This window comes from Desulfovibrio sp. Huiquan2017 (genome assembly GCF_017351175.1).
Taxonomy (GTDB): Bacteria; Desulfobacterota; Desulfovibrionia; order Desulfovibrionales; family Desulfovibrionaceae; genus Pseudodesulfovibrio.
Window position 1 is genome coordinate 49,041 of sequence record NZ_JAFMPN010000016.1, and the last position, 23,913, is coordinate 72,953.

General features: G+C 61.1%; 16 protein-coding genes. 14 read left to right on the plus strand and 2 right to left on the minus strand.

Features of this window, described 5'->3' with window-relative positions:
• The first annotated feature begins 7 nt into the window (after positions 1-7).
• The 5 genes from J0909_RS14460 (at position 8) to nhaB (ending at position 5,866) form a co-directional block, all read left to right on the plus strand.
• On the plus strand, positions 8-346 hold the full coding sequence (locus J0909_RS14460; RefSeq protein WP_207263907.1) for a NifB/NifX family molybdenum-iron cluster-binding protein: 339 nt from the start codon (positions 8-10) through the stop codon (positions 344-346).
• Between the two features lie 308 nt (positions 347-654).
• Positions 655-1,176, plus strand: coding sequence for a CBS domain-containing protein (locus J0909_RS14465; protein ID WP_207263908.1), 522 nt, complete (start codon positions 655-657; stop codon positions 1,174-1,176).
• 27 nt (positions 1,177-1,203) lie between these two features.
• Positions 1,204-2,679 (plus strand): SLC13 family permease, encoded by a 1,476-nt coding sequence (locus J0909_RS14470; protein ID WP_207263909.1) that lies wholly within the window; start codon positions 1,204-1,206, stop codon positions 2,677-2,679.
• 91 nt (positions 2,680-2,770) lie between these two features.
• A complete protein-coding gene (locus J0909_RS14475; RefSeq protein ID WP_207263910.1) occupies positions 2,771-4,192 on the plus strand; it encodes a transferase in 1,422 nt (473 codons plus the stop codon).
• A gap of 51 nt (positions 4,193-4,243) precedes the next feature.
• Positions 4,244-5,866: a sodium/proton antiporter NhaB gene (gene nhaB / locus J0909_RS14480; protein ID WP_207263911.1), complete on the plus strand. Its 1,623-nt coding sequence runs from the start codon at positions 4,244-4,246 to the stop codon at positions 5,864-5,866.
• 422 nt (positions 5,867-6,288) lie between these two features.
• On the opposite strand, the gene J0909_RS14485 is transcribed toward nhaB, so the two are convergent.
• Positions 6,289-6,657, minus strand: a complete 369-nt coding sequence (locus J0909_RS14485; protein WP_207263912.1) for a hypothetical protein — start codon at positions 6,655-6,657, stop codon at positions 6,289-6,291.
• A 100-nt stretch (positions 6,658-6,757) separates the two neighbouring features.
• Positions 6,758-7,060 carry a Dabb family protein gene (locus J0909_RS14490; protein WP_207263914.1) on the minus strand — a complete coding sequence of 101 codons (303 nt, stop codon included), beginning with the start codon at positions 7,058-7,060 and terminating at the stop codon, positions 6,758-6,760.
• Between the two features lie 277 nt (positions 7,061-7,337).
• On the opposite strand from J0909_RS14490, the gene J0909_RS14495 reads away from it, so the two are divergent.
• The 9 genes from J0909_RS14495 (at position 7,338) to J0909_RS14535 (ending at position 23,911) form a co-directional block, all read left to right on the plus strand.
• The gene (locus J0909_RS14495) at positions 7,338-9,992 is read left to right on the plus strand and encodes a hybrid sensor histidine kinase/response regulator (RefSeq protein ID WP_207263915.1); all 2,655 of its coding nucleotides are present in this window, start codon (positions 7,338-7,340) and stop codon (positions 9,990-9,992) included.
• A gap of 1 nt (position 9,993) precedes the next feature.
• Positions 9,994-11,436: a sigma-54-dependent transcriptional regulator gene (locus tag J0909_RS14500; RefSeq protein WP_207263916.1), complete on the plus strand. Its 1,443-nt coding sequence runs from the start codon at positions 9,994-9,996 to the stop codon at positions 11,434-11,436.
• Positions 11,437-11,444: 8 nt separating this feature from the next.
• On the plus strand, positions 11,445-12,008 hold the full coding sequence (locus J0909_RS14505) for a DNA-3-methyladenine glycosylase I (RefSeq protein WP_207263917.1): 564 nt from the start codon (positions 11,445-11,447) through the stop codon (positions 12,006-12,008).
• 333 nt (positions 12,009-12,341) lie between these two features.
• Positions 12,342-15,932 (plus strand): pyruvate:ferredoxin (flavodoxin) oxidoreductase, encoded by a 3,591-nt coding sequence (gene nifJ, locus J0909_RS14510; RefSeq protein WP_207263918.1) that lies wholly within the window; start codon positions 12,342-12,344, stop codon positions 15,930-15,932.
• Positions 15,933-16,043: 111 nt separating this feature from the next.
• Entirely contained in the window at positions 16,044-17,753 is a 1,710-nt protein-coding gene (locus J0909_RS14515) for an L-lactate permease (RefSeq protein ID WP_207263919.1), read from the plus strand.
• A gap of 130 nt (positions 17,754-17,883) precedes the next feature.
• A complete protein-coding gene (locus J0909_RS14520) occupies positions 17,884-19,269 on the plus strand; it encodes an FAD-binding oxidoreductase (protein ID WP_207263920.1) in 1,386 nt (461 codons plus the stop codon).
• Positions 19,270-19,278: 9 nt separating this feature from the next.
• Entirely contained in the window at positions 19,279-20,559 is a 1,281-nt protein-coding gene (locus J0909_RS14525; protein WP_207263921.1) for a (Fe-S)-binding protein, read from the plus strand.
• A 34-nt stretch (positions 20,560-20,593) separates the two neighbouring features.
• On the plus strand, positions 20,594-22,708 hold the full coding sequence (gene pta / locus J0909_RS14530) for a phosphate acetyltransferase (protein WP_207263923.1): 2,115 nt from the start codon (positions 20,594-20,596) through the stop codon (positions 22,706-22,708).
• Positions 22,709-23,911: an acetate/propionate family kinase gene (locus J0909_RS14535; protein ID WP_207263925.1), complete on the plus strand. Its 1,203-nt coding sequence runs from the start codon at positions 22,709-22,711 to the stop codon at positions 23,909-23,911.
• Positions 23,912-23,913 lie beyond the last annotated feature (2 nt).

A 23,913-nucleotide genomic window follows, 5' to 3' on the forward strand; every position in this document is an offset into this window, starting at 1 on the left:
GGATCCCATGGAAAACATCCTCATCCCGCTCATGGACAACGAGCTGTCCCCCCGTTTCGACCTCGCCCCGGAGGTGTTGATCGTCTCCATCACCCGCGAAACCAGCGCCATGGGCACCCTCAGCGAACGGGTCGTCACCTTCGAGACTCCGTCGGCCGAGGCCATGTACCGCCTGGTCATGGCCGAGAACATCCAGACCATCATCTGCTCGGGCATGGAAAAAGAGGTCTTCGAATTCCTCAAGCGCAAGGGAATCAACGTCCTGGACAACGTCTGCGGTCCGGTGGACCCCATTCTCGAAGCCTATCTGGCCGGTCAACTCTCGCCCGGCCAAAATTATTTCTAGCCCGCCCCCTTGTGCCGTTTTGTTTTATTGTGAAACATAGCCATGTTCCAAAATAGTCCCATTTTGTTTCATTTCGTCCTTGAGCAAAGTTTCACATAATACTCTTGACGCAAAGAACCAATTGCTATCTATAGAAACCCGGACCTGTTGATCGTTCCAGGCCGCGAACTTCGTTCGGGCCGCATCGATGGGGGTCGGTGCCGGTCAACCTCGTCCGAGGCCGTGTTTCACAACGGGGCGTGCCGTTTTCCTGCGAAACGGGCGTCCCACCCATGTGCAAACAGTACTTCTTGGGAGGAAGGATTAGCATGAAAGTCAAAGAATTGATGATTCCGGTGGACGACTACCTGACGCTGGGCAAGGATGCCTCGCTCGGCGACGTGGCCGCCACGCTCAAAAACGGCGGACACCGGGATGTTCTCATCCTAGATGACCAGGGCGCCTTTGCCGGGGTCCTGAGCATGTCCGACATGATCACCGCGCTGGAGCCGAATTACAAAAAACTCTTCAAGAAAGATCTGATCAGCGACACGCTTTCCAACCGCTACGTCGCCGAGCAGTTCAAGGAATTCAATCTCTGGGCAGACACCCTGACCAACATCTGTGCCCGAGGCGTCAGGATCAAGGTCACGGACGCCATGCATGTCCCCGCGGAGGACCATTACATAGAGGAAGACAGCGACATCGAACACGGCGTGCACATGTACATGGTCGGCACGCCTCAGCCGTTAATCGTCCGCAACAACGGCCAGGTCACCGGCGTGCTGCGCATGTCGGACGTCTTCAACGAAATAGTCGGCCGCATGAACACCTGCGCCCTGACCGACTAGCCCATCCGGTCCAACGAGGAGATCCATATGGAGACCGCACGCACCGTAAAATCCAACTTTGACTGGAAACGCCTGGTGTTCATGCTCACAGGCGTCCTGCTTTTCACCATCGTCTATTTCAGCTCCCCCTGGCCCGACGCCATCGACCCCATGGGCGAGCATTTTCCCCTGTCCCTCCAGGCCAAGGGCGCCATCGCCGTGTTCCTGCTGGCCGGCACATGGTGGGTCTTCGAAGTCGTGCCCATCGGCGTCACTTCGCTGATGATCGGCATTCTCCAGGTCATGTTCCTGATCCGTCCGGCCAAGGTGGCCTTCAAGGATTTCATGGACCCGTCGGTCCTGTTCATCTTCGCCTCCATCATGATCGGACTGGTCTTCACCAAGACCGGCCTGACCAAACGGCTGGCCTACAAGATGCTCGACATCGTGGGCGAACGCACCTCGATGATCTATCTCGGCGTGTTCGTGGTCACCGCCGCCCTGACCCACATCATGGCCCACACCGCCGTGGCCGCGACCATCTACCCGCTGCTGCTGGCCATCTACGCCCTATACGGCGAAGGCGACCGGCCGACCAAATTCGGCAAGGGGCTGTTCATCGGCATGGCCTATGTGGCCGGCGCGGGCTCCATCGTCACCCTGCTCGGCGCGGCGCGCGGCGCGGTGGCCCTCGGCTTCTTCAAGGAAATCGTGGGCGTGGACGTGGGCTTCTTCCAACTGACCTACTACATGGCCCCCATCGGCTGGGGTATGACCTTCCTGCTGTGGGGCTTCTTCATGATCGTCTGCAAACCCGAGAAGGACCGCATTCCCGGATTGCGCGAAAAAGCCCGCGAACTCAACGCCAAGATGGGCAGCCTGACCCGCGAGGAGATCCTGGCCGCCGTCATCGTCGCCTCGGTCATCATCATCATGTCCCTGCGGGCCTTCATCCCGGCGCTCAAAGCCGTGGACAAGACCGCCATCATCCTCTGTTCCTCGGTCCTCTTCTTCATCTTCAAGATCCTGGACCTCAAGGACCTCGAAGACATCCCCTGGAACATCATCCTGCTCTTCGCGGGAGCCATGTCCATCGGCTTCTGTCTGTGGGAGACCGGCGCGGCCAAGTGGATGGCCGTCAACTGGCTGGTCATGTTCCAGGAGGCCAACTGGTTCATCTTCGTCATGTCCATAGCCTTCTTCGTGATGATCATGACCAACTTCATCATGAACGTGGCGGCGATCGCCATATCCCTTCCAGTGGCCCTGGTCATCGCCCCCTACCTGGGCGTGGCCCCCGAAGTCATCCTGTACGCTTCCCTGGTCATGGCGGGCATGCCCTTCCTGCTCCTGGTGGGCGCGGCGCCCAACGCCATCGCCTACGACTCCGGACAGTTCACCACCGGTGAGTTCTTCGGACTGGGCATCCCGGCATCCCTGCTGCTCATGATCCTGGTCGGCCTGGCCGTCCTGGTCATCTGGCCGATCATGGGCATGCCCATCACCCTCCCCGCCGGAGGTTAGCGATCAGGATTACGGCGAGAATATCACGACGGCTGCCGCGCCCGCGCGCGGCGGCCGTTTGTGTCACCAAAACCAAAGCATGGTGAGCCACATGGAAAAACTCGAAGAACTGTTCGATCACATAGCGTCCAGGGTAAACGTCAATCTCAAGCCCATGGGCGTTGACGTCCGCACCATCCTCCAAAACTCCATTCCGCGAGAACGCCATCTCCTGTACTACGCGTTCTATGCCCTGACCGAGGACCACCCCATCAGCTTCAAATTCAAAAACTCCAACCTCGCCGGGACCTACTTCCTGGGCCGGACCCTGGTGGACAGCTCGGTCCTCTACAAATCCAACGTGCGCGGCGACGAACTCAAGCGCAAGGGCGACGTGGTCGAGTTCAACGGAGTCAAGACCAAGCTTTTCTATGACGAGGTCATTCGAATCATCAATTCCTACCTGGTCAAAACCCTGGTCCACAACAACTCCAAAAACCCCGAAACGCCCGAAGTCTTCCGCATCCTCAACTCGGCGGCCATGCACTACTCCAACATCCACGGGACCACGCTCGAAGGCGTCTATCTCGGGGCCTTCGCCACCGCCGACCTGTCCATCATGCACAACTGCGTCATCGGCGACTTCGCCTACGTCCAGGCGGGTGACCTCTCCAGGCTGACCGTGGAGCCCGGCCGGGTCTGGATCAAATCCGGCGACCTGTTCGAATTCAACTACCTCTACCCCGAAGGGGTCATCGAGCAGTACGTCAAGCTGGACCAGAACGGCCACCTGACCGGCAAATTCGTGGACTACGTGGACGAATTCAAGGAGGACTTCGTGCCCATCTACTCCACGGCCCGGCCCGAAAACGACCACATCGTGCCGGAAACCGCCTACGTCTCCCCCTACGCGGTCCTCAAGGGCCGATGCGAGGTGGGCGAGAACGCGCTCATCGTGCAGCGCGCCCACGTGGAGGACTCCTTCATCGGCAAGGGGTCCAACGCCCAGGAGAACTGCTATATCAAAAACTCGGTCTACGAAGGCAACAACGTCACCGCGCACGGCGGCAAGGTCATCTGGACCACGGTGGGCAAAAACGTCTTCGTGGGCTTCAATTCCTTCATCCATGGGCGGCAGGACTGCCCCATCACCATTGGCCGCGACTCCATCGTCATGCCTCATACCATCATCGACGCCGAGGAGTGCATCGAAATACCCGACAACTCGGCCATCTGGGGATACGTCACCAAGCAGGCCGACCTCAAGACCCAGTGCATCGACCTGGACGAACTGGCCAAGGCCGGGGACCTCACCCTGGGCAACGCCACCTTCAAGGGCAACGGAAAGGCTTTCGTTGATGCGTTCAGACATCGCATCGACCATATACGTGAAGAAAACGGCGCATACTTCGACGGGTCCGACAATACCCGCGGACATGCCCAAAAGACTCGGGATGCCGCCTTCAATATCCTTCAGCCCTTCCAATCGGGCAAGGATGCTGGCATGTATCCGACAATGACCATCGGGGATTAAATCTTGCCTTCGAGACAATCCCGGCAATCCAATCATCAGGAGTAACCGAACATGCCTCAGACACTGACCCAGGCCTTTAGCAAAAACTTCCTCGGCAGCGCGCCCAGCTGGTACAAAATGGCCATTATCGCCTTTTTGGTGATAAACCCCATCCTCATGATAACGGCCGGGCCGTTCATCTCGGGCTGGGTGTTGATCGCGGAATTCATCTTCACCCTGGCCATGGCGCTCAAATGCTATCCCCTGCCGGCGGGCGGCTTGCTGGCCATCGAGGCCGTCATCATGGGGATGACCTCGCCCAGGACCGTTTACCAGGAGGCCCTGACCAACTTCCCGGTCATCCTGCTCCTGATCTTCATGGTCGCGGGCATCTACTTCATGAAGGACTTCCTGCAGTACACCTTCACCCGAATCCTCACCCGCGTGCAGTCCAAGACCATTATCTCGCTGCTCTTCTGCTTCGCAGGCGCGTTCCTGTCCGCCTTCCTGGACGCCCTGACCGTCACGGCCGTGATCATCGCCGTGGCCTATGGGTTCTACAACGTGTACCACCGCTTCGCCTCGGGCAAGCCCATGAACTGCGACCACGACCTCTGCTCCGACGAGACCGTCAAGGAGCAGAACCGGGCGGACCTCCGGGAATTCCGTGCCTTCCTGCGCAACCTGATGATGCACGGCGCCGTCGGCACCGCGCTGGGCGGCGTCTGCACCCTGGTGGGCGAGCCCCAGAACCTGCTCATCGGCGAGGTTATGGGCTGGCACTTCGTGCCCTTTTTCCTCAACGTGGCCCACGTCTCCATGCCGGTCCTGGCCGTAGGTATGCTGACCTGTGTGCTCGTGGAACAGTTCCACATCTTCGGCTACGGCGCGAAACTGCCGGGCAACATCCGCTCCCACCTGCTCGAGACCGCCATGGAAATGGAATCCAAGCGCGGCCTTCAGGGCAAGGCCCAACTCGTGGTCCAAGCCCTGATCGGCATCTGGCTGATCTCCGCCCTGGCCTTCCACTTGGCCGAAGTCGGCATCATCGGCCTGTCCGTCATCGTCCTGCTGACCGCCTTCAACGGATTCACCGACGAGCACCAGCTCGGCCCCGCCTTCGAGGAGGCCCTGCCCTTCACCGCCCTGCTCGTGGTCTTCTTCGCCATCGTCGGCGTCATCCACGACCAGCACCTGTTCGCCCCGGTCATGCACTTCGTCCTCGGGCTGGAAGGCCAGACCCAGCTCGCCGCGTACTACGCGGCCAACGGCCTGCTCTCCATGATCTCGGACAATGTCTTCGTGGCCACGGTGTACATCTCCGAGACCAAGATGCACTTCGTCCAGCTCCTGGGCACTGTCCCCGGCGTGGCCGACGCCGCCGCTCTGATGGACAAGCTGACCGATCCGCACCTGGTGCGCACCGACGTCATCGCCTCCCTGCCCGCAGGCATCCAGGACCAGGTCGCCAAGATGATGACCCACTTCGACCATCTGGCCGTGGCCATCAACACCGGCACGAACATCCCGTCCGTGGCCACCCCCAACGGCCAGGCCGCCTTCCTGTTCCTTCTGACCTCGGCGCTGGCTCCGGTCATCCGTCTGTCTTACGGACGCATGGTTGTCCTGGCCCTGCCCTACACCATCACCATGTCCATCACCGGTCTGGCCGCCACCTACTTCTTCTCCTGGTAGCCTCCGGCACAACGAGCAACCCCCAAGGCCCCCGCGCATTGCGCGGGGGCCTTTCTCGTGCGGGCCCATCCCCCCCTCTTCGCGTTGCGTCGTCCGCGGAAAACGGCGGGAGTGGAATTGTTTTGCGCGCCTGTTGCCTGATCTGGCAACTTCCGGCAACCATTGCGTATTGTTGCGCATTTCTTGCGCGGAATGCGCAAGCGCTCATCCCGCAAAGCGGCATGAAGCCCGGCCCCTGGCATCCTCTTTTCGCTCTTTCGGCGCGGTCCTTTTCCGCTCCACGCCTTTTCGCCCTCCCAAAACGAATCGACTTATATAAGACCAAAAAAGGCGCACCCGCTTTTTGCGGGTGCGCCGAGTTGTCCGTTTTCCCGGACTCGAACGGCCGACCGGACCATCATGGCCCGGGGCGACCGGAAGTTCTAGGCGTCCAGTTTGGACGAACTATTCAAATGGTCCTTGCACAACCAGACGATGGACTGGCTCTTGGTGTCGAAGTGGGGGCTAACCCCGTGAGTCGTGCCGCATTTCGCGCATCTGTATTCATTCTCGCACTTCGGATAGCATTCGATGGAATTGAGCATCTGGTTAAAACGGCTGATGGTCGGGAACATGGGATGATCCGCATGCCGTTTGCGATCTTTGCTGTTCAGCTTGCCGTTGTCGTTCACCTTGACGGTAATCATCCGAGACCGATTGATGAACCCTTCCTTCTTATTCATGACCACTTTGATGGGTTCTTCCCAGCGGCAGATGATCCGCTTTCGCTCCTGATCAAAACGCACGGACATGGCATCCTCCTTGGTGCGGCCGTCCTTCCTTATCGAACCGCGTGAGTTCGGATTTACCCCTCTTGCGACGGCCCGGCCAAACGCCCCGGGCCGAGGCAGCTCAAATTACGTAATCCACGACCTTGCGGCCGGAAGCCACCTTCTTCACGAAGGCGACACAGGCTTGATGTTCGGGGTGATCCTGGTAATGGTTCAGGGCATCCACATCGTCGTGCTCGGAGCACAGGATGACGTGGCACTCGGGATCGGCGGCCACGATCTCCGTACTGACCTCGATATGCCGGAGCCCCTCGATACGCCCCTTGAGGGCTTCCAGGATATCCTTCATCTTCGCGCCATTTTCGATTGCCGTCTTACCTTCGACCTCATCCTTCAACGTCCACATGACGATATGTCTGACCACTGAACTCTCCTTGCAACGGTAACAATTTTAACTAAATCAACAAAACATCGTGCAATAGACACTGGTTTTCACAAAATAGAATAAACACGGTTTGTCGTTTTGTCACCCCACTGCGCGGGAATATATCATTCCCTTGCCCGCATTTTCGGCGGAAGGTGACAGTGCGCGGAGCGCGTCGCCTTGACTTCGACAGGCAAAGGCCCATCCTTTGCATACGTCTCGACGTCGCCGTTTTGCCAGACTTTTCCTTGCACAAGAAATGCCAAAAAGAGCTACCATGCGTAAAATACTCTGTCTGATCCTGTTGCTGTCCTGCCTCTGCGCCCTGCATGTCCCGCCTGCGCTCGGCGCGGTCGAGAAACCCAAGAAAAGCGTGCTGTGCCTGAATTCCTACCATCACGGCTACCAGTGGTCGGACGCCATCATGCGCGGCATCCGCTCGGTCCTGGAGAACAGCCACTATAAGATCGACCTCCAGATCGAATACATGGACGCGAAGCGTTACAACTACGAAGATGTGACCCGCATGCTCCTGCGGCTCTACAAGGAAAAATTCAAGAACGAAAAGTTCGACATGATCATGACGTCGGACAACGACGCCTACTCGTTCGTCACCCAGTACAAAGACATTCTCTTCCCGGACGTGCCGTTGGTTTACTGCGGCGTTAATTTCCTGAACACCGACGACACGGACTCGGACGATGCCACGGGCGTCATCGAAAGCTTCGACCTGTCCAAGACCTTGGACGTGGCCCTACGCCTGCACAAGGGCAAAAAACGCATCATCGTTGTCGGCGACTCGTCCACGGCCGGTGCAGCCATCAAGCGTCAGGTCCAGGACCAGTTGGCACGCTACAAGGTGCCGCTCATCGCCGAATACTGGACCGACATGTCGCTGAAAAACGTCCTGGAGCGTGTCGCCAACCTGCCCGCCGACTCCTTCCTCTTCTTCATCCCCTACTACCAGGTTATCGACGGCCGCTTCCTGACTGCCGAGGAGGCCATGCAGGCCATCTACGCGCGGTCGAGCATGCCCATCTACACGGCCTGGGAATTCCTGGCGGGCACCGGCGCCGTGGGCGGAAACATGCTTTCGGGCTATCTGCACGGACGGCGGGCCGCGAAAATCGCCATGGAAATCCTGGACGGCAAAAGCCCGGACGACATCCCGGTGTCCCGCGAAACCACCGGAGAATACATCTTCGACTACAAGGTCATGAAGCGGCTCAAGCTGGACATGAACCTGCTGCCCAAGGGAAGCCGCATACTCAATGCCCCCAAGGCATTCTACGAACTCTCCAAGGAAGTGTTCTGGACCATTATGGTCAGCTTCGTCTTGCTGGTCCTCGTGCTCATCTTCCTGACCCTGACCATGCTCGAACGGCGCAAGGTCGAACGAAAGATCAAGGACCAGTTGGCCTTCCAGGAGACGCTGATGGACACGGTTCCGCAACTGGTGTCCTGGAAGGACGCCGACGGGCGGTACCTGGGCACCAACCGGGCCTTTTCGGAATTCTTCGGTCTGGAACACGGGGCGGGTATCGTCAACCGGGTCATCAACGAGGTCGTCAAGGATCTGGAGTACGCCTCCTGGGCCACGGACGCGGACAAAGAGGTCATACGCAAGGGCCAGGCATTCCACAAGGAACGGCGCAAACTGGTCAACGCGGCGGGCGATCCGGCCTGGATCGAAGTCACCAAGGTGCCCATCACCGACCGTTCCGGCCAAATCGTGGGCATACTCTCCATGGCCGACAACATCACCACCGAGCTGAACCTGGAAAAACAATTGCTGCAATCCCAGAAGATGGAGGCCATCGGCACGCTGGCGGGCGGCATCGCGCACGATTTTAACAACATTCTGACCAGCATCATCAACTCCACCGAACTGGCCGTGAGCGACTTGGATCCGGAGTCCATGACCACCAGGGATCTGGAACGGGTGCTCAAGGCGGCCCGACGCGGCGGCCGGGTGGTCAAGCAAATTCTGGCCTTCAGCCGTCCGTCCACCGAGGGATTCCGGCCCACGGACGTAAGCGGCGTCATCACCGAGGCCATCGAACTGCTCAAGTCCTCCATGCCGCGCAAGATCGAGGTCCGCTCGCGCATCCAAGACAACCTGGCCTGCGTGTACGCCGACCCGACCCAGATCCACCAAGTGGTCATGAACCTGTGCACCAACGCCTTCCATGCCCTACGCCGCACGGGCGGGACCATCGAGGTCCGGCTGGACCAGTCCGAGGTCTCGCGTGAGGACGCGGACATGATCGGACTGGCCCCGGGCGAATACGTGCGCCTGGTGGTGGAGGACAACGGGCCGGGCATCCCCTTGGACATCGCGGACAAAATCTTCGATCCCTTCTTCACCACCAAGGACAAGACCGAGGGCACGGGACTGGGGCTGGCGGTCGTCCACGGCATCGTGCACAGCCACAAGGGCGGCCTCCAGGTCGAGCCGCGCGAAGGCGGCGGCACGACGTTCTCCATATACCTGCCCAAGGGCGACGCGGACCAGTGCGGCGACGTGAACCTGTTCAGCGCGCCACGCAACCTCGGCGCTCATATCCTCTTTGTGGAAGACGACGTGGACCAACTCCAGACCACGCCGCGCCTGCTCGAAACCATGGGCTATGTGGTCGAAGGCCAGGAAAGCCCGCTCGCGGCCCTACGCCGGGTCAACGACATGCCCGACGAATTCGACTTGGTCATCACCGACTACGATATGCCCGGCATGAGCGGCACCCAGCTGGCCCGAAGGCTGGCGGTCATCGACCGGGACCTGCCGGTTATTCTCATTTCCGGCCGCGAAGATGCAGTTTCGGCGGCTGCGGGCTTGCCGAATATCCGTCTGGTGGTTATCAAACCCTACGACAAACAGGATCTGTCCCGGGTCATCAGCAGTGTGCTGAGCAACGAGAAACAAGGGGAGTGACGTGGCGGCGATATTGATCATAGACGACGACCTCGATGTCTGCGAGACCATGGAGAGCCTGATCACCAGGCTGACCCATGACTGCGTCTCGGCCCACACCCTGGACTCCGGGCTGCGGCTGATGCGCAAGAAGGCCTTCGACGTGATCTTTCTGGACGTCCGCCTGCCGGATGGAAACGGCTTGGATATCCTGCCGGACATCATGGCCCTGCCCGATCCGCCCGAAGTCATCATCCTGACCGGCAAAGGCGACCCGGACGGTGCGGAGTTGGCCATTCGGGGCGGCGTCTGGGATTACCTGCTCAAACCGTCCAGCATCCGCGAAATTTCCCTGACCCTGGGCCGCGCCCTCAAATACCACGAGGAAAAACGCGACCGGGACGGAGACCGAGGCCTGGAACTCACCGGCGTGGTAGGCGACAGCCCGATCATCCGGGTCAGCTTCAACCTCCTGTCCCAGGCGGCCCGGTCGGAGACCAATGTGCTCATCACCGGCGAGACCGGCACGGGCAAGGAATTGTTCGCGTCCACCATCCACGCCAACTCCAAGCGCAAGTCCGGCAATTTCGTGGTCGTGGACTGCGCCGGGCTGACCGAATCCCTGCTGGAATCCACTCTCTACGGATACCGCAAAGGGGCCTTCACCGGCGCTCAGGCCGACCGCATCGGACTGGTCAAACTGGCCGACGGCGGCACCCTTTTCCTGGACGAGGTGGGCGAAATGCCGCTGTCCATGCAAAAGGCCTTTCTGCGCGTCCTCCAGGAACGAACCTTCCGCCCGGTGGGCGACACCCGCGAGCAGACCAGCGACTTCCGGCTGGTGGCGGCCACCAACCGGGACCTGGACGAGATGGTCGAAAAGGGGACATTCCGTTCGGACCTGCTGTACCGCCTCAAGACAATGCATATCCATCTGCCGCCCCTCCGGGAACGGCCCGAGGACATCAAGCCCTTGTGCATATATCGGGTCAACCAGCTCTGCCGCCAGTACGCCATGCCGCCCAAGTCCTTCGGCTCGGACTTCAACCCGGCCCTGGAAAGCTATGACTGGCCGGGCAACGTCCGCGAACTGTTCAATATCCTGGAGCGGGCCGTGGTCACCTCGGGTACCGAGAAAACCCTCTACGCCATGCACTTGCCGCGCGAACTGCGCATCCAGATCGCCAAGGCCCAAATTGAGCGGTTGACCAACACCCCGCCCGAAAAAGAAGCCCTGTTCCCTCCGGACACGGAGCCTGTCCGAAAAATCGGACAGGATATCTTCGAGGACATCTTCGAGCAGGAACTGCCGACACTGCGGGATTTCAAGAGCACTGCGGAAAAGGTCTACCTCGGTGAGCTCATCCGCCAATGCGACGGCGACCTGCCCCGCATACTCGACGTATCCAAACTCTCCCGCTCACATTTCTACGGCCTGCTCAAGAAGTACGGCCTGTCCCTTTAGGAAAACCCATGGCAGACTTCGCTTCCTACTGCGATTTTTGCGCGTCCCGCGACACGGACGATGTGGACCGCGCGTACCACGACACCCGCTATGGCTTTCCCATCGAGGACGACGGCGAACTGTTCGCGTTGCTGATCATGGAGATCAACCAGGCGGGGCTGAGCTGGCGGACGATACTCAACAAGGAACCAAACTTCCGCAAAGCCTACGACGGATTCGACATCCCCACCGTGGCCGCCTATGGCGAAGCGGACCGGGCCCGGCTCCTGGCCGACGCAGGCATCATCCGCAATCGCCTCAAGGTCGATGCGGCCATCCACAACGCGGGCGCCATCCTGGACCTGCAACGCGAATACGGCTCCTTCAAGGCCTGGCTGGATGCCCACCACCCTTTGGAAAAAGCGGCCTGGGTCAAACTGTTCAAAACCCGCTTCAAATTCGTGGGCGGCGAGATCGTCGGCGAGTTTCTCATGAGTTCCGGCTACCTGAAGGGCGCACATACCGAAACTTGCCCAATCCAGAAGGCCGTGTTAGAGGCCTGTCCGGCCTGGGCTCGATCCACGGAGGGGTGAACCCCAAACGCCCCGTATTCCGGTCTGTTCCGGCTTGTCCGTTTTTCCGGACGCCCCTGGTTCGTTCCCTTGCGCCTCCGCTTTACGCTCAAAACCCCATGCGTCGAGCTTTTATCATGTCCGCAATCGAAATTTCGTCCTATTTTTCAGACTGCCCCCTTTGCCGGGAACGTCCTCTTTCACTTCCTCTCTTTGTAACACATTGTAAAAACGGCTGATTTAAATTTTCACAAACTTGGCACGGATGTTGAGTATACACCGTGTCATCAAACGAACGGGTTCGCTCGGCGGACGCCGAGAAATCCCGACGACCCACAATAGGAGAAGAATCCAATGTCCAAGATGAAAACGATGGATGGCAACACCGCCGCCGCATGGGTGGCCTATGCCATGAGTGAAACCGCCGCCATCTACCCCATCACGCCCTCGTCCACCATGGGCGAGATCGCCGATGAATGGGCCGCTCAAGGTCGCAAGAATATTTTCGGGCAGACCCTTGAAGTTCGCCAGCTCCAGTCCGAAGCGGGCGCGGCGGGTGCCGTGCACGGCGGCTTGGCCGGCGGCGCGCTGACGACCACCTTCACCGCTTCCCAGGGTTTGCTGTTGATGATCCCGAACATGTACAAGATCGCGGGCGAACTGCTGCCCTGTGTCTTCCACGTGTCCGCCCGGGCCATCGCTGCTCACGCCCTGTCCATCTTCGGCGACCATCAGGACGTCATGGCCTGCCGCCAGACCGGTTTCGCCATGCTCGCGGCCGCTTCGGTCCAGGAAGTCATGGACCTCTCCCTGGTGGCCCATTTGTCCACCATCGAGGCCAGCGTGCCCTTCGTCTCCTTCTTCGACGGCTTCCGCACCTCGCATGAGATCCAGAAAATCGAGACCATCGACTACGCCGACATGAAGCCGCTCCTGAACATGGACAAGGTGGCCGCCTTCCGCAAACGCGCCATGAACCCGGAGCATCCGAACATTCGCGGCACCGCCCAGAACCCGGACATCTACTTCCAGGGCCGCGAGGCCTCCAACTCCCACTACGACGCCATTCCGGCCATCGTCGAGGAGTACATGGCCAAGGTGTCCGCCCTGACCGGCCGCGCCTACAAGCCCTTTGACTACGTGGGCGCGCCCGATGCCGAGCGCGTGATCATTTCCATGGGCTCCTCCTGCGAGACCATCGAAGAAGTGGTTAACCGCCTGACCGCCGAAGGCGAAAAGGTCGGCCTGATCAAGGTCCGCCTGTACCGCCCGTTCTCGGCCAAGCATTTCCTGGCCGTTCTGCCCGAGACCGCCAAGTACGTGTCCGTGCTCGACCGCACCAAAGAGCCGGGCGCCCTGGGCGATCCGCTGTACCAGGACATCAGCACCGTGTTCCTGGAACGGGGCAACGGTCCCGTCCTCACCGCCGGCCGCTACGGCCTGGGCTCCAAGGAGTTCACGCCCGCCATGGCCAAGGCCGTGTTCGACAACATGGCGTCTTCCGCCCCCAAGTTCCACTTCACCGTGGGTATCGAGGATGACGTCACCAACGCCTCCCTCGTCACGACCGGGACCCTGGACACCACCCCTGAAGGCACCGTCCAGTGCAAGTTCTGGGGTCTCGGCTCGGACGGGACGGTCGGCGCGAACAAGCAGGCCATCAAGATCATCGGCGACAACACCGACATGTATGCGCAGGGCTACTTCGCCTACGACTCCAAGAAGTCCGGCGGCATCACCATCTCCCACCTGCGCTTCGGCCACAAGCCCATCCAGTCCACCTACCTGGTGGCCTCGGCCGACTACGTCGCCTGCCACAACCCGAGCTACGTGCACCTGTACGACGTGCTCGACGGCATCAAGGACGGCGGCACCTTCGTGCTGAACTGCCCCTGGACCGCCGAACAGATGGACAGGGAACTGCCCGCCGCCATGCGCCGGACCATCGCCCAGAAGAACCTCAAGTTCTACGCCGTGGACGCGGTCAAGATCGCCGGCGAAGTGGGCCTGGGCGGCCGCATCAATATGGTTATGCAGACCGCCTTCTTCAAACTGGCCGACGTCATTCCCTTCGATCAGGCCGTCAGCCTGCTCAAGGACGGCATCGACAAGGCCTACGGTAAGAAGGGTCCGAAGATCGTTGAGATGAACTGCGCCGCCGTGGACAAGGCTGCGGACGCCATCGTCGAGATTCCGGTCCCGGCCGCCTGGGCGGATCTGGCCGACGACGTCAAGCCCGAAGCCGACGAGCCCGAATACGTCAAGAACATCATGCGCCCGGTCCTGGCCCAGAAGGGCGACGACCTGCCGGTCTCCGTCTTCTCCGAGGACGGCACCGTGCCGCTGTCCACTTCCAAGTACGAAAAGCGCGGCGTGGCCATCAAGGTCCCCGAATGGATCGCCGACAACTGCATCCAGTGCAACCAGTGCGCTTTCGTCTGCCCGCACTCCGCCCTGCGCCCGGTGCTGGTTTCCGAGGATGAAATGAAGAACGCCCCGGCGACCTTCGTCACCCAGGACGCCAAGGGCAAGGACGTCAGCGGACTGAAGTACCGCATGCAGGTCAACACCATGGATTGCCTGGGTTGCGGCAACTGCGCCGACATCTGCCCGGCCAAGGAAAAGGCGCTGGTCATGAAGCCCATCGCCACCCAGACCGATGCGCAGGTCCCCAACTTCGACTTCACCGAGACGGTCAGCTACAAGGACGCCTTCAAGCGTGATTCCGTCAAGGGCTCCCAGTTCAAGCAGTCGCTCATGGAATTCTCCGGCGCCTGCTCCGGCTGCGGCGAAACCCCGTACGTCAAGGTGCTGACCCAGCTCTTCGGCGAGCGTATGATCATCGCCAACGCCACGGGCTGCTCCTCCATCTGGGGCGCGAGCGCACCGTCCACCCCCTACTGCACCAACCACGACGGCTTTGGCCCCGCCTGGGGCAACTCCCTGTTCGAAGACGCGGCCGAATTCGGCTTCGGCATCGAAATGGGCGTGAACAGCCGCCGCAAGACCCTGATCGCCAAGTGCGAAGCGGCCGCCGCTTCCGCCACCGGCAAGGTCAAGGAAGCCCTGGAAGCCTGGCTGGCCGCCAAGGACGACGCCGAAGGCTCCGCCAAGACCGGCGCGGCCCTGAAGACCGCCCTGAACGGCGCCACCGACGAGGCCCTCAAGGAAATCGCGGCCGATGCCGACCTGTTCACCAAGAAATCCGTGTGGATCTTCGGCGGTGACGGCTGGGCCTACGACATCGGTTACGGCGGCGTGGACCACGTCATCGCCTCCGGCAAGGACGTGAACATCCTGGTCATGGACACCGAGGTGTACTCCAACACCGGCGGACAGTCCTCCAAGGCCACCCCGCTCGGCTCCATCGCCAAGTTCGCAGCCGCAGGCAAGTGCACCGGCAAGAAGGACCTGGGCCGCATGGCCATGACCTACGGTTACGTCTACGTGGCCTCCGTGGCCATGGGCGCGGACAAGCAGCAGCTCATCAAGGCCTTCAAGGAAGCCGAGGCTTACAATGGACCCTCGCTGATCATCTGCTACGCCCCGTGCATCAACCAGGGCATCAAGAAGGGCATGGGCAAGACCCAGCTCGAACAGAAGCTGGCCGTGGCCTCCGGCTACTGGCCCCTGTATCGCTTCAACCCCGAACTGACCCAGCAGGGCAAGAATCCGTTCACCTTGGAGTCCAAGGCTCCCGACGGATCCCTTCAGGAATTCCTGTCGGGCGAAAACCGCTACGCCATGCTGGAACGGTTCCACCCGGAACTCTCCAAGGCGTTCCGCGAAAAACTGGAGAAGGACTACGCCGACCGTTACGCCATCCTCACCCATCTGGCCGAAGCCGACTACGGCAAGGCCGAGGTGGAAGAGCCTGCCGCATGCGAAACCGGTGTGTCGGCCGAAGCCCCGGGTTCGGGTGAACCCTGTGACGACGGCAGATAATAGTTAGAGGCATGTGCGGGGCGGGGTTGTTGCGGAGGCTTCGCCTGACCCGCCCCGCACATCTGTTTTGAACCGTGAGGGTTGTTCCTCACACCCATGGAGGTTTGTTTAATGTCTATCGAAGTGCTTGCGTTGATCGCGCTGCTGCCCATCCTGGTGGCGCTCATCCTCATGGTCGGCATGCGCTGGCCCGCCACTAAAGCCATGCCCCTGGCGTGGCTGACTGCGGCGGTCGGTGCAATCCTGGCCTGGCAACTGCCCGTGGCCTATGTCGCTGCCCTGACCCTGCAAGGGTTCATCACGGCCATCGGCATCCTGATCATCGTTTTCGGCGCAATCCTGATCTTGCGCACCCTGCAGCATTCCGGCGGTATGGAGACAATCCAGCACGGCATGCAGAACATCACTCCCGACCGGCGCATCCAGGCCATCATCATCGGCTACATGTTCGCCGCCTTCATCGAAGGCGCGGCCGGTTTCGGCACTCCCGCCGCCCTGGCCGCCCCGCTGCTGCTCTCCCTGGGCTTTCCGCCCCTGGCCGCAGCCATCATCTGCCTGGTCTTCAACTCTTTCCCGGTCACCTTCGGCGCGGTCGGCACTCCCGTCGTCCTGGGCCTCAAGTTCCTGGCCCCCGGCGTGGACGCCGCGGTCAAGGCCGGTGCTCCCGGCCTGAACTTCGCCAACATGGGCGACTTCAACCTGCTGGTCGGCCAATGGGCCACCATCATGAACCTGGGCATGATCTTCATCCTGCCTATCTTCATGCTCGGTTTCATCACCCGCTATTTCGGCCCCGAGCGTAGCTGGAAGCCCGGCTTCGCCGCTTGGAAGTTCTGCATCTTCTCCGCCGTGGCCTTCTCCGTGCCCTACCTGATCTTCGCCTGGAACGTCGGTCCCGAGTTCCCGTCCCTGATCGGTGGTCTGGTCGGCTTGGGCATCATCATCATCGGCGCCAAGAAGGGCTTCTGCATGCCCAAGACTTCCTGGGACTTCGGCGATTCCTCCAAGTGGGATCCCGAATGGACCGGTTCCGTGTCCTCCGATGGCGCCGAGTTCAAGGCGCACATGAGCCAGTTCAAGGCATGGCTGCCTTACATCCTCATCGGCCTGATCCTGGTCGTGACCCGTATTCCCGAGCTCGGCCTCAAGGGTCTGCTCGCCAGCCAGGCCATCAAGTTCAGCAACATCCTGGGCTTCAAGTCCGTCAGCGCCTCCATCCAGTACCTGTACCTGCCCGGAACCATTCCGTTCGTCCTGGTCGCCCTGCTGACCGTGCTCATCCACGGCATGCCCGCCGCCAAGGTCAAGCTCGCCTGGTCCCAGGCCTTCGCGACCATGAAGAACCCGACCATCGCCCTGTTCGCGGCGGTCGCCCTGGTCTCCATCTTCCGCGGCTCCGGTATCGTTGACGCGGCCCTGAACCCGAACAACTATCCGTCCATGCCCCTGACCATGGCCAAGGCCGTCGCCGCCATCACCGGCAACGCCTGGCCCATGTTCGCCTCGTTCGTGGGCGGCCTGGGCGCGTTCATTACCGGTTCGAACACCGTGTCCGACCTGCTCTTCGCCGAGTTCCAGTGGGGCGTAGCCTCCCAGCTTGAGCTGCCCCGCCAGATCATCGTGGCCGCACAGGCCGTCGGCGGCGGCATGGGCAACATGATCTGCATCCACAACATCGTCGCCGCCTGCGCCGTTGTCGGCCTGTCCGGCATGGAAGGCGCCATCCTGAAGCGGACCGTATGGCCGTTCCTGCTGTACGGCATCGTGGTGGGCATCGTCGCGACGCTGATGAGCTTCGTGTTCCTGCCCGGCCTGTTCTAACGCAAGGAGATCGAAAGGGAGGCGGGTTGCCGCCCGCCTCCCCTTGCAAGACCCTGAAGTGAAAACTTCAACCCAACAAAACAAGCTCCGGAAACAACCCCGGAGATCATCATTTTCTTAGGAGTCGATCATGTCCAAAGAAGCGATTATCAAAGAATTCGAAACCATAGCCGGTGCCGAAAACGTTATGACTGGTGAGACCGACCGTCACGCCTATTCTTATGACGCCGCCGTTCTCGACTCTGTAGTTCCCGCCCTTGTGGTCCGTCCCCGGACCAGCGAGGCCCTGGGTGCCGTAACCAAGCTGTGCAACGACAACGGCCTGCCCCTGACCGTTCGCGGCGCGGGCACCAACCTGTCCGGCGGCACCATCCCCCATCCCGGCGGCGTGGTCGTTCTGACCAACGGCCTGAACCGCATCCTCGAAATCAACGAGGAAGACATGTACGCCGTGGTCGAGCCCGGCGTGGTCACCGCCCAGTTCGCGACCGAAGTGGCCAAGCGCGGCCTGTTCTATCCCCCGGATCCGGGCTCCATGGCCGTGTCCACCATAGGCGGCAACGTGGCCGAGAATGCGGGCGGCCTGCGCGGCCTGAAGTACGGCGTAACCAAGGACTACGTCATGGGCGTGGACTTCTGGGACGTCAACGGCGAGATGGTCAAATCCGGTTCCCGCACTGTGAAATGCGTCACCGGCTACAACCTGACCGGACTGATGGTCGCCTCCGAAGGCACGCTCGGCGTATTCGACAAGATCATCCTCAAGCTGATTCCCCCGGCGCATGCTGCCAAATCCATGATGGCCGTGTTCCCGTCCATGAAGGCCGCTTCCGAGACCGTGGCGTCCATCATCGCGAACAAGATCGTTCCGGCCACCCTGGAAATGATGGACAACTTCACCATCCGCACGGTGGAGAACTTCCGCGGTGCCGGTCTGCCCGTGGACGCCGCAGCCCTGCTGCTCATCGAGGTGGACGGCCACCCCGCACAGGTGGAGGACGAGGCCGCCATGGTCGAGAAGATCTGCAAGGAGAACGGGGCCACCGAACTGACGGTCGCCAAGGACGCCGCCCAGCGGGACGCTGTCTGGCAGGCCCGCCGCGACGCCCTGCCCGCACTGGCCAAGCTCAAGCCCACCTGTGTGCTTGAAGACGCCACCGTGCCGCGCTCCAAGATCCCGGCCATGATCGAAGCCCTGGAGGAAATCGCCAAAAAGCTCGACCTGACCATCGGCACCTTCGGCCACGCGGGCGACGGCAATCTGCACCCGACCATCCTGACCGACAAGCGCAACAAGGAAGAGTGGCTGCGCGTGGAAAAGGGCATCGACATGATCTTCGACAAGGCCTTGTCCATGGGCGGCACCTTGTCCGGCGAACACGGCATCGGCCTGGCCAAGTCCAAGTACCTGGCCCAGGAGACCTCCAAGGCCACCCTGGCCTACTCTCGCCGCATGAAGTCCGTCCTTGACCCCAAAGGCATCCTCAACCCCGATAAAATCGTCGGCGCCGAATAGGTGATGACCATGGCCGATATCCATAAACTAGCACAAATGTTCAAGGAACTGGACGACCAGTTGGTCGGGTGCATGCGTTGCGGCATGTGCCAGGCGGTCTGTCCGATCTTCAAAATAAGCGGTAAGGAAGCCGATGTAACCCGGGGCAAGCTCGCCCTGCTCGACGGCCTTGCCTCCGAGATGCTCACCGATCCGGAGGGCGTCAACGAAAAGCTCAACCGCTGTCTGCTCTGCGGAACCTGCCAGTCCAACTGTCCGTCCGGCGTGTCCGTCATGGACATCTTCCTCAAGGCCCGCGCGATCATGGTCGGCTACTTCGGCCTGTCCCCGGTCAAGAAGGCCATCTTCCGCGGTCTGCTGAAGAATCCCAAGCTGTTCAACGCCCTGGCCGAAATGGGCTCCAAGTTCCAGGGAATCTTCACCAAAAAAGTGGACGACATGCTCGGCTCCTCCTGCGCCAGGTTCAACGCGCCGATCATCGCCGACCGGCACTTCAACACCCTGGCCAGCAAGCCGTTCCACAAGCTGGTCCCCGAGATGGACACCCCGGCCGGCTCCTCCGGCCTGCGCGTGGCCTTCTACGTGGGTTGCGTCATCGACAAGATCTACCCCCAGGTGGGCGAAGCCATCCTCAAGGTGCTCGACCACCACGGCGTAGGCGTGTATATGCCGTCCGGCCAGGCCTGTTGCGGCATCCCCGTCCTGTCCAGCGGCGACACGGCCACCTTCAATACCTTGGTGGACATGAACGTGGACCGGCTGAAAAACGGGGAGTTCGACTACCTGGTCACCGGCTGCGCGTCCTGCACCTCCACGATCAAGGAACTGTGGCCCCACATGTACAAGGGCGATTCCACCCGCGCGGAAGACATCAACGCGCTGGCCGGGAAAACCATGGACATCAGCCAATTCCTCGTGGATATACTGAAGGTCGAGCCCAAGGCCCTTGCAGGCGGCAAGAGTGTGACCTACCATGACCCCTGCCACTTGAAGAACTCCCTGGGCATAACGGCCCAGCCCCGGACCGTGATCAAGGCGGCCGGGTGCGACTTCAAGGAAATGACCGACGCGGGCACCTGTTGTGGCTGCGGCGGTAGCTTCAATATCGCCCACTACGAGCTGTCCAAGGAAATCGGCAGCCGCAAGGCGGATAACATCATCGCGTCCAAGGCCCAGGTTGCTGCGACCAGCTGCCCGGCCTGCATGATCCAAATCACGGACATGCTATCGCAAAAAGGAGCCAACATGAGCGTCAAACATGTCATTGAGCTCTATGCCGACTCCTTATAACGGATAACCAACGGCAAAACACAAGGAAAAGACCATGTCCAAGAACCTGTACGTGAGCGCCACCGAAGAACGTAGCGGCAAGTCCGCCATCGTCCTCGGCGTCATGCAGATGCTCACGAGGGAACTCCACAACGTCGCCATCTTCCGGCCCATCATCAATGATCCGGGAGCGGGGAACATGGACCACGACATCGCTCTGATGATCGATCACTTCAAGTTGTCCATTCCCTATGAAGACACCTACGCCTACACCCTGAAGCAGACCCGCGAGTTGATCAACTCCGGCCAGCACGCTCTTGTTCTTGAGAATATCCTCAACAAGTACAAGACGCTGGAAGAGCAGTACGACTTCGTGCTCTGCGAGGGAACCGACTTCAAGGGCAAGGACCCAGCCTTTGAATTCGACCTCAACGCAGACATCGCCGCCAACATCGGTGCCCCCATGTTGGTGGTTACGTCCGGCCGCGAGAAGGCCCCGGAGGAAGTGGTCAACATTACCCAGACCACCTTGGACACTTTGGCTGAAAAGGGCGTGGACTCCCTGGCCTGCGTGGTCAACCGCGCGCCCGAGGGCATGACCGACGAATTGGTCAGCCACATCGAGCGCAAGGGCGGCCAGGAGCCCATGCCCGTTTACGTCATTCCCGAGGAAGAAGCCCTGGGCAAGCCGTCCATCAACGACGTCCGCCGCTGGCTCGACGCCGACGTGCTCTACGGGCACTCCGGCCTGCAAAGCCTGGTGGACAACTATGTGGTCGCGGCCATGCAGATCGGCAACTTCCTGGAATACATCCGGCCGGGCAGCCTGATCATCACCCCGGGCGACCGCTCGGACATCATCCTGTCCAGCCTGGCCTCCCGGCTGTCCAGCGCCTACCCGGACATCGCGGGCATCGTCCTGACCGGCGGCCTGCCCGTGTCGGTCAATGTGCACAAGCTCATTGAGGGTTGGACCGGCGTGCCGGTTCCGGTGCTGTCCGCCAAGGGCCACACCTACCAGACCGTGCAGGAGCTCAACTCCCTGTACGGGCGCATCGAGGCCGACGACTACCAGCGCATCGCCACCGCGCTCGGCGGTTTCGCCCAGCACGTGAACGTCAACGAACTGCGCGACCGCGTGGTCGAACAGCGCTCCACCAAGGTCACGCCCAAAATGTTCGAGTACTCGCTCATGGACAAGGCGTCCCGCAACCCGCAACGCATCGTCCTGCCCGAAGGCACCGAGGAGCGCATCCTGCGCGCCGCCGACATCGTCCTGCGCCGTGCCGCCGCCGAGGTCGTCCTGCTGGGCAACGAGCAGACCATCCGGGATAACGCCTCCAAGTACGGCGTGGACATCTCCGGCGCACAGATCATCGACCCGGTCAACTCCGACCTGCTCGATCCCTTTGCCGAGGAATACCTGGAGCTGCGCAAGCACAAGGGCGTCATCGCCGAAATGGCCTGGGACCGCATGTCCGATCCCACCTACTTCGGCACCATGATGGTCCACAAGGGCTTTGCCGACGGCATGGTCTCCGGTTCCATCAACACCACGGCCCACACCATCCGGCCCGCCTTCGAGTTCGTCAAGACCAAGCCCGGCTGCTCCATCGTGTCGAGCGTCTTCCTGATGTGCCTCAAGGACCGCGTGCTGGTCTACGGCGACTGCGCCGTCAACCCCAACCCCAACGCCCGGCAATTGGCCGAGATCGCCCTGGGCTCCGCCGAGACCGCCAAGATCTTCGGCGTGGAACCCCGCGTGGCCATGCTCAGCTACTCCACCGGCTCTTCCGGCAAGGGCGAGGATGTGGACAAGGTCATCGAGGCCACCAAGATCGCCCGCGAGCTCATGGTCGAGCGCGGCCTGGATTACCCCATCGAGGGACCGATCCAGTACGATGCGGCCATCGACCCGGACGTGGCCCTCGTGAAGATGCCCAACTCCGACGTGGCCGGAAAGGCCACCGTGTTCATCTTCCCGGACCTGAACACCGGCAACAACACGTACAAGGCCGTGCAGCGGGCCGCCAACGCCGTGGCCATTGGCCCGGTCCTCCAGGGCCTGAACAAGCCGGTCAACGACCTGTCCCGTGGCTGCACCGTCCCCGATATCGTCAACACAGTCGCCATTACGGCCATCCAGGCCCAGGCAGAAAAAGGTGAATAGATGAAAGTTCTCGTGATCAACTCAGGCAGTTCCTCCATCAAGTACCAACTCATCGACATGAGCGATGAATCCGTCATGGTCTCCGGCCTGGTGGAGCGCATCGGCGAGGAGATGGGCAGCCTGACCAGCAAGACCTTCCCCGGCACGGACAAGGAGGTCAAAACCGAAATCGAGCAACCCATCCCGACTCACGGGCTGGGACTCGAAATGTCCATTGATCTGATCTGCAAGGGCGAGAACGCCGTCTGCTCCATGGATGAAATCGATGTTGTCGGCCACCGTGTGGTGGCCGGCGGCGAAAAGTTCAACAAACCGGTGATCATCACCGAGGACATGTGGCCCGACCTGACCGAGACCGAGCGGCTGGCCCCGTTGCACAACCCCGCCAACCTGGGCGGGGCCAAGGATGCGGCCAAGCTGTTCCCCGGCGTGCCCCAGGTTCTGGTCTTCGATACGGCCTTCCATCAGACGATGCCGCCCCATGCCTTCATGTACGCCCTGCCCTACGAGTACTACGAGGTGGACCACATCCGCCGCTACGGCGCCCACGGCACCTCTCACAAGTACGTGGCCACCGAGTGCGCCCGGCTCACGGGCAAGCCGCTTGAAGAGATGAACCTGATCACCATCCACATGGGCAACGGCGCCTCCATGGATGCGATCAAGGACGGCCTGTGCGTGGACACCTCCATGGGGTTGACGCCCCTGGAAGGCCTGGTCATGGGCACCCGCTCCGGTGACGTGGACCCGGCGGTGCACAACTATCTGGCCGTGAACCGCGGCCTGGATATCGCCGCCATCGACAATATCCTGCACAAGGAATCCGGCCTCAAGGGATTGTGCGGCATGAACGACATGCGCGACATCCATGCGGCCGTGGAAAAGGGTGACGAACGCGCCAAGCTGGCGCTGGACGTCCAGACCTATCGGACCCGCAAGTACATCGGCTCCTACCTGGCCGTGCTCGGCCGGGTGGACGCCATAGTATTCACCGCCGGGATCGGCGAGAACGACGACATCGTCCGCGCCGAAACCATCAAGGGGTTGGAACCCTTCGGCATGAAAATCGACGCCGAAGTGAACGCAACCCGTTCCAAGGAAGCCCGCAAAATCAGCACCCCCGACAGTACGGTGACGATCTGGGTTATCCCGACCAACGAAGAACTGGCCATTGCCCGCGAGGCCATGGCGCTCGTCAAGTAACC

What these genes read in the sequence shown, in the direction of transcription:
- pta (WP_207263923.1), top strand. Translation starts at nt 20,594, where the DNA reads ATGTCCAAGAACCTGTACGTGAGCGCCACCGAAGAACGTAGCGGCAAG.
- J0909_RS14470 (WP_207263909.1), top strand. Translation starts at nt 1,204, where the DNA reads ATGGAGACCGCACGCACCGTAAAATCCAACTTTGACTGGAAACGCCTG.
- J0909_RS14460 (WP_207263907.1), top strand. Translation starts at nt 8, where the DNA reads ATGGAAAACATCCTCATCCCGCTCATGGACAACGAGCTGTCCCCCCGT.
- nifJ (WP_207263918.1), top strand. Translation starts at nt 12,342, where the DNA reads ATGTCCAAGATGAAAACGATGGATGGCAACACCGCCGCCGCATGGGTG.
- J0909_RS14520 (WP_207263920.1), top strand. Translation starts at nt 17,884, where the DNA reads ATGTCCAAAGAAGCGATTATCAAAGAATTCGAAACCATAGCCGGTGCC.
- J0909_RS14475 (WP_207263910.1), top strand. Translation starts at nt 2,771, where the DNA reads ATGGAAAAACTCGAAGAACTGTTCGATCACATAGCGTCCAGGGTAAAC.
- J0909_RS14535 (WP_207263925.1), top strand. Translation starts at nt 22,709, where the DNA reads ATGAAAGTTCTCGTGATCAACTCAGGCAGTTCCTCCATCAAGTACCAA.
- J0909_RS14465 (WP_207263908.1), top strand. Translation starts at nt 655, where the DNA reads ATGAAAGTCAAAGAATTGATGATTCCGGTGGACGACTACCTGACGCTG.
- J0909_RS14515 (WP_207263919.1), top strand. Translation starts at nt 16,044, where the DNA reads ATGTCTATCGAAGTGCTTGCGTTGATCGCGCTGCTGCCCATCCTGGTG.
- J0909_RS14505 (WP_207263917.1), top strand. Translation starts at nt 11,445, where the DNA reads ATGGCAGACTTCGCTTCCTACTGCGATTTTTGCGCGTCCCGCGACACG.
- J0909_RS14495 (WP_207263915.1), top strand. Translation starts at nt 7,338, where the DNA reads ATGCGTAAAATACTCTGTCTGATCCTGTTGCTGTCCTGCCTCTGCGCC.
- nhaB (WP_207263911.1), top strand. Translation starts at nt 4,244, where the DNA reads ATGCCTCAGACACTGACCCAGGCCTTTAGCAAAAACTTCCTCGGCAGC.
- J0909_RS14485 (WP_207263912.1), bottom strand. Translation starts at nt 6,657, where the DNA reads ATGTCCGTGCGTTTTGATCAGGAGCGAAAGCGGATCATCTGCCGCTGG.
- J0909_RS14525 (WP_207263921.1), top strand. Translation starts at nt 19,279, where the DNA reads ATGGCCGATATCCATAAACTAGCACAAATGTTCAAGGAACTGGACGAC.